The 5799-nt window shown below is 52.4% G+C and carries 5 protein-coding genes; 4 read left to right on the forward strand and 1 reads right to left on the reverse strand.

Features of this window, described 5'->3' with window-relative positions:
- From HA46_RS20320 to HA46_RS20330, 3 genes are all read left to right on the forward strand, one after another.
- Nucleotides 1–439: conjugation system SOS inhibitor PsiB family protein (locus HA46_RS20320; RefSeq protein WP_084886505.1), on the forward strand; the 439-nt coding region annotated here is incomplete at its 5' end.
- Nucleotides 436–837, forward strand: a complete 402-nt coding sequence (locus tag HA46_RS20325) for a hypothetical protein (RefSeq protein WP_084886508.1) — start codon at nt 436–438, stop codon at nt 835–837. The genes HA46_RS20320 and HA46_RS20325, both read left to right, overlap by 4 nt.
- A 503-nt stretch (nt 838–1340) precedes the next feature.
- Complete coding sequence (locus HA46_RS20330; RefSeq protein WP_048784099.1) at nt 1341–2774, forward strand: DNA cytosine methyltransferase; 1434 nt, start codon at nt 1341–1343, stop codon at nt 2772–2774.
- A gap of 34 nt (nt 2775–2808) precedes the next feature.
- Here HA46_RS20330 and HA46_RS20335 read toward each other — a convergent pair whose 3' ends face one another.
- The gene (locus HA46_RS20335; protein WP_048784102.1) at nt 2809–4017 is read right to left on the reverse strand and encodes a type II restriction endonuclease; all 1209 of its coding nucleotides are present in this window, start codon (nt 4015–4017) and stop codon (nt 2809–2811) included.
- 241 nt (nt 4018–4258) lie between these two features.
- Here HA46_RS20335 and HA46_RS20340 point away from each other — a divergent pair, with 241 nt between their 5' ends.
- A complete protein-coding gene (locus HA46_RS20340; RefSeq protein WP_082170576.1) occupies nt 4259–5203 on the forward strand; it encodes a J domain-containing protein in 945 nt (314 codons plus the stop codon).
- Nucleotides 5204–5799 lie beyond the last annotated feature (596 nt).

Raw genomic sequence — 5799 nt, forward strand, 5'->3', positions numbered from 1 at the left:
GCGCGATGAAAGCGTGACACTGCAACGTCTTAAGGCATTCACGCCGGGTGACTTTGAGGCCTACAGCGCGCGCGGTGAGGAGTTTCGCCGGCGGCTGTGCGGGACTGTACTGAACGCCCTGCAGCTCAGCAATGCCTGGCTTACCGACTGCGAGTGCCGGGGAGAGTGGGGCGGGGTGTTCCCGGTTCATCTCCGTCTGACGCACCGCAAAAATCCGCTCGTCACGCTCGACATCCTGAGCCCGGGCAGCGAGTCGCCGTTCTGGCACGGGCTTGTCCGGATAAATCCCGATCACACAGGGCTGTACGTTCTGAACACCGAACAGTTTGAGCCGGAAAGCATCGGCCGGCTGCTGACGCGCATTGAAGAGATGGTCTCAGCGGGCATTACGCCAGCGGAAATCGTGGCGGTACTGGGCCGAAAGGGAGGGCGCGCATGAACATAGTCATGATGATGCCGGCAGCGGCGCCACGTTTTTATGTGCAACGGCATAATGTCTGCCGGCTGCACAACGTAGCTTTATGCCCTGAAGTGATTTCAGCATCGGCAGCGAGGGCACAAACAAAGGGCAGGGCATGTCCTCGGGTACCCACGTTGCAGAGCCTGACTGATATTATCGGGCGGTCCGCTCTTGCAGCGTCAGAACGAACGCCCCAGGCGATGATGTACATGGCTGAGGCGCAGGAAAAGCTCATCTGTGAGGCCGAAACGGCGCTGGCCAGCCAGTCTGTTCACACATACCGGCGATGGTACTCGCACTGGCGGCGCCGTGGCGTACAGGTGAACGACCTGCTGGATATGACGTGGGTGTGGCGCCAGCGTGCCCGGATTGAATGACGGGAGACAAAACACCCTAACCGGTCAGACCTGTTAATGTTTCAGATCGTGGTGCCGATAGTATTCAGGTCCTTCACCAGGGATACACATTGATGGTAAATCCGTTCTGACGATGCTTCATGGCATCGTCTTTTTTTTGCATTTCAAAAAGAACCCGCCTGAGCGGGTTTTAAACGGATTACAGCCCCGGGGGATGGGGCGAGGGAGATAAGGATTATCTTTCCCTGTGAGGGTCAGAAACATCTTAGAGAAATTGATGTATTGAGTCGTGAGTAAATCCGCTACTGAGGGATAATTAGGAATAACTCGCATAGCCTGAAAAAGCATGGTCACGGCTTAATTCCACTGTGTTTAACTGCCCTTTGCGAAGTCTTACCTGAGTCCAGACCATTGAATGTTCATCGGGCGTACTGACATGACACTGTTTAAATATCCAGATTAATTCTTTCCCTCTGGGTCATGTGAGTGATAGAGTTTCACCCATAAGACCCTACGGAGGCAATATGTCTGAATTTGAATTACTGGCACAGGATCTGCTCGAGAAAGCAGCCGTGGAAGAACAACTACGTCAGGAAAATGACAAAAAGCTCATCGGGCAGGTACTGGAAATCTATGACCAGAAATACGTAGCAGAACTGCTCAGAAAAGTCGGTAAAAATGAGTGGAGTCGCGAGACGCTTAATCGCTGGATAAATGGTAAGTGCCCGCCAAAGTCGCTGACGTCAGCAGAAGAAGCGCTTCTGCGAAAAATGCTGCCGGAAGCGCCTGCGCATCACCCGGACTATGCCTTCCGGTTTATTGACCTGTTTGCCGGCATTGGCGGTATACGAAAAGGGTTTGAGGCCATCGGCGGTCAGTGCGTGTTTACCAGCGAATGGAATAAAGAGGCTGTGCGCACGTACAAAGCCAACTGGTTTAACGATGAGCAGGCGCACACGTTTAATCTCGACATTCGGGAAGTCACGCTCAGTGACAAACCTGAAGTGCCTGAAACAGATGCCTATGCCTTTATTAACGAGCACGTGCCGGATCATGATGTACTTCTGGCCGGTTTCCCGTGTCAGCCGTTCAGCCTTGCTGGCGTAAGCAAGAAAAATTCACTCGGCCGGGCGCACGGTTTCGAATGTGAAGCGCAGGGAACGCTTTTCTTTGATGTCGCGCGCATTATCCGCGCCAAAAAGCCGGCTGTCTTTGTGCTGGAAAACGTCAAAAACCTGAAGAGCCATGACAAGGGTAAAACCTTTAAAGTCATTATGGAGACCCTGGACGAGCTGGGTTATGAAGTGGCGGATGCGGCTGACATGGGCAAAAGCGATCCGAAAGTCATCGACGGAAAGCATTTCCTGCCTCAGCACCGTGAACGCATCGTGCTGGTCGGTTTCCGTCGCGATTTGAATATTCATCAGGGTTTTACCCTGCGGGACGTCAGTCGTTTTTATCCGGAACAGCGACCGTCATTTGGCGAGCTGCTGGAGCCCGTGGTGGACAGCAAATATATCCTGACACCGAAGCTCTGGGAGTACCTTTACAACTACGCCAAAAAGCACGCGGCTAAGGGAAATGGCTTCGGTTTTGGCCTGGTAAACCCTGAAAACAGGGAAAGCGTTGCCCGTACGCTTTCTGCCCGCTATCACAAAGACGGATCTGAAATTCTGATTGATCGTGGCTGGGATATGGCTGTGGGTGAAACAGATTTCGCGAACGAAGAAAATCAGGCGCATCGGCCACGCAGGCTGACGCCGCGTGAGTGCGCGCGCCTCATGGGCTTCGAGAAGCCCGACGGCAGGCCTTTCCGTATTCCGGTGTCGGACACGCAGTCTTACCGTCAGTTCGGTAACTCCGTAGTGGTCCCTGTGTTTGAAGCGGTTGCGAGACTGCTGGAGCCTTACATTCTGAAAGCCGTTTCTGCCAATGCTGAGAAGGCGGAGAATATCTGAGTACACCTCCCGGCAGGGTATGCCGGGAGATTATTTAAGGAAGATCGGCGTAAAGCCCTGTAAGCTCGGCAATAAAAGCGCCCAGCGTCATTAATTCTGCCCTTACCGCTTCCGGGTATTTTTTATGTAAGGACGACGGCACGACCAGCCTGACCCCTTCCGCCTGCATTTCTCTGTACTGTGCCTGTGATACGCCCTCCTGCAGCGTAAACAGGTGAACCGGAGAAATTCTGTTGGCTTCATTTAGTATCTGGCGCCAGCGGTCTTTACAGGTGGTTTTGACGGCCAGCATGCGCAGATTGTCTGCAGGAAACTCAGCGTCGTGGTAAGCCTCGGCGGAGGGGAACAGAAAGTCGGGCTTTTTGTTCCCCTCTGTGACTGCCTGCGTAGCGAAATGCCGTAGCCCGTGCTCAATGAAAAGATGCTCCAGATGTAGCTCCAGTGACTTACCGGCCCGGGACTTACGGCGATTACTGACGGAGTTGGCCAGTGCAATGAATTCATCCACGGAGCCAAATCCTTTGCGGATGATGTCCAGAACGTGGAGTTCCTCAACCAGCAGAAAGATATCGTACTCGACGCGCCGGCGGTCAATAAGCTGCTCATCCGGATCGTGTGAATTTTTCGCGAAATGCCCGGCGGCATACTCAATGATTTCACTTCCTGACGGGAAGCGTTGCTGCCAGTCCGCCGGGATAACGTATTTATGATTAACGGTCGCCTGCTGCAGAGACAGGCCGCCCAGAATGCGATCGGCAGGCCCGGATATTAGCGTGCCGGGGAACACTTCACCGATAGCGGTCTCGATAACGTCCTCTTCGTCCGGGCTGACGCAGACCCAGATGTCTGCAGCCGTACTGTCCCCGCCGCGCTCATCAAGCCTGAAGGCCAGAATCGTCAGGGCCCCGGTGTTTTCAGGGTCCTGAAGCGGGCTGCCTCTTCCCCAGCGTGTGATACGTTTCTCATTCCGGGTTTTGCCAAAGTGACGGCTGTTGTAATAAATCGCCCGGGCCTCGCTGTCCGGGCAGTCATGAGATGACACATGTGTGGTGAGAAAGACCGAAGGGTTGAGGTCGCGGGTGTGGTTTATAGACGGAAACAGCTTTTCAACGATACCGGAAGGGATATAAAGCCCGACCTGATGGCTCCGGGTGGCGCCGGTGTCATTGGCAGAAAGGCGTTTGATATAAAGAAAGTAATTTCCGCCTGCGATTTCAAGTAACCAGTTATGAAAAGCCGACATACACGTCCCTCTGTTGTCATGAAATTCAGTTCGCTATTTTTTCACAGTCAGACAAAAGCAGCCAGTAAGGCTTACCCTGACGATCACAGTGAAACTTAAACCGGCTGTAATCTGGAAGCTGGCACACTGTCCTGACGGCCAGTATCTGATGGCTCATAAACACTCGCAGGCGTAAGCGGCTGTTTATGGGGTAAAAGAAATCAGGTATAAAAGGGCCACACAGCACAGCTACCTGAAAAAAATGAGAACGCATTACGACAATCTGAAAGTATCGATGGATGCGCCTGCTGAAGTAATTCAGGCCGCTTACAGAAGTCTTGCAAAAAAATATCATCCGGACAGAAATACAGATAATCCTGACTCTGCAAGGATCATGCAGCTCGTTAACACTGCCTATGAAGTTCTCTCAGACCCGGTTAAAAGGGCTGAGCATGATACCTGGATACGGCAGGAAAACTGGAAGCGTAAGCAGGAGACGCTTAAAGCGGAACGAGCTGAACGCGAATCGACAACTTCACAGGCAGAAAAAACCGCTGCTCACTTCAGGTCAAAGACTGGTTCATTCAATGCAAGCCGCGCAGGGGCAGGGGTTATCAGAGTCATTTCCCGGATCATCTCACTGGCGCGCTACGCAGTTATTGCAGGCATAATTATTACGTTCGCATATCAGTTTACTCATAAAAATGATCAGCTCTCTCAGGCAGGAACAGACGAACCCGATCTGACAGGTTTAAAAATACCTGACATCAAAGTGCCGTCACAATTAACTGGCTGTGCCGGACCGTTGAGAACGCATCCTGATGGTCGACCGTGGGGAACGCTGGCCAAAATAATGACAGTGGCTGAAAACCGCTCAGGCTTATCAAGTCTGACCCTGGATAATTCAAAAAACAGTCAGGACTTATATGTGAAACTGGCCCGATCGGTTGATCAAAACACACGCTATTTTGCACGCGAAGCATTTATTCCTGCTCATCAGCAGTTAACCCTCCAGCACCTGGCTGTAGGCAACTATGTCGTCAAAATGATGAACATAGCGAACGGGTGTGCGCAGGTTTCACCAGTATTAAGCATTGAGGAAACGCGTACTGGCCGCGGGATCGAGTACTCTAATCATTCGATGACATTTTATCCTGTAATAAACGGTAATACGCACCTCAGCACTCTTTCTGCCGCTGATTTCTGAACAGATACCTTTTGCCAGAAACGGGCGGCTCTGCTGACCAGGTCAAACCGGTGCTGACGCACCGGTTATTTTCTTTAGCCTGCGCTTTCTCTTTCCGGGGCGCTGTCTCGCGGTCTTCTCTCTCTGCTTCCTGCTGCTCTCCGTTCTGCTGCTGTGCTGCAGCTGCTTCTCCGGTTTTCTGTTCCTTAAGGTCAAAGACATAAACAGCCTGATGGCCCCCTCCGGCTCCCCGGCGCTGCCGGGTCGTCAGCCCCACTGCGCTTACCGGCTGTGCCGGTAAGCTCCGCCGGACCGGGAAGCGTTCCGGGCCTGCCGGCCAGGGTCTGATGGCGAACGGCAAAGTTAGCCTCAGCAGCCTGCTTACCGTCCGCTATGAGCGAAAAGCGGACGTCGGACCTAAAAAAAGCACTCATTTACGAGTATCGGAGTGCCCACAATCAATCTATATTATGTATGCTTCGAAGAGCTTAAAGAGGATTTAGCTGCGGCCAGTCAGATTTCATAAAGTTATGCTAACCCCAAGAAAACTGACATCTTTTGGCTTTTCCTGATGAGAATAGACGCTGCAAAGCTAAAAATAATGTTTAGTACTACGG

The organism is Pantoea septica (genome assembly GCF_002095575.1).
Taxonomy (GTDB): domain Bacteria; phylum Pseudomonadota; class Gammaproteobacteria; order Enterobacterales; family Enterobacteriaceae; genus Pantoea; species Pantoea septica.

Coding starts and splice junctions, on each gene's coding strand:
- HA46_RS20325 (WP_084886508.1), top strand. CDS start 436: ATGAACATAGTCATGATGATGCCGGCAGCGGCGCCACGTTTTTATGTG.
- HA46_RS20330 (WP_048784099.1), top strand. CDS start 1,341: ATGTCTGAATTTGAATTACTGGCACAGGATCTGCTCGAGAAAGCAGCC.
- HA46_RS20335 (WP_048784102.1), bottom strand. CDS start 4,017: ATGTCGGCTTTTCATAACTGGTTACTTGAAATCGCAGGCGGAAATTAC.
- HA46_RS20340 (WP_082170576.1), top strand. CDS start 4,259: ATGAGAACGCATTACGACAATCTGAAAGTATCGATGGATGCGCCTGCT.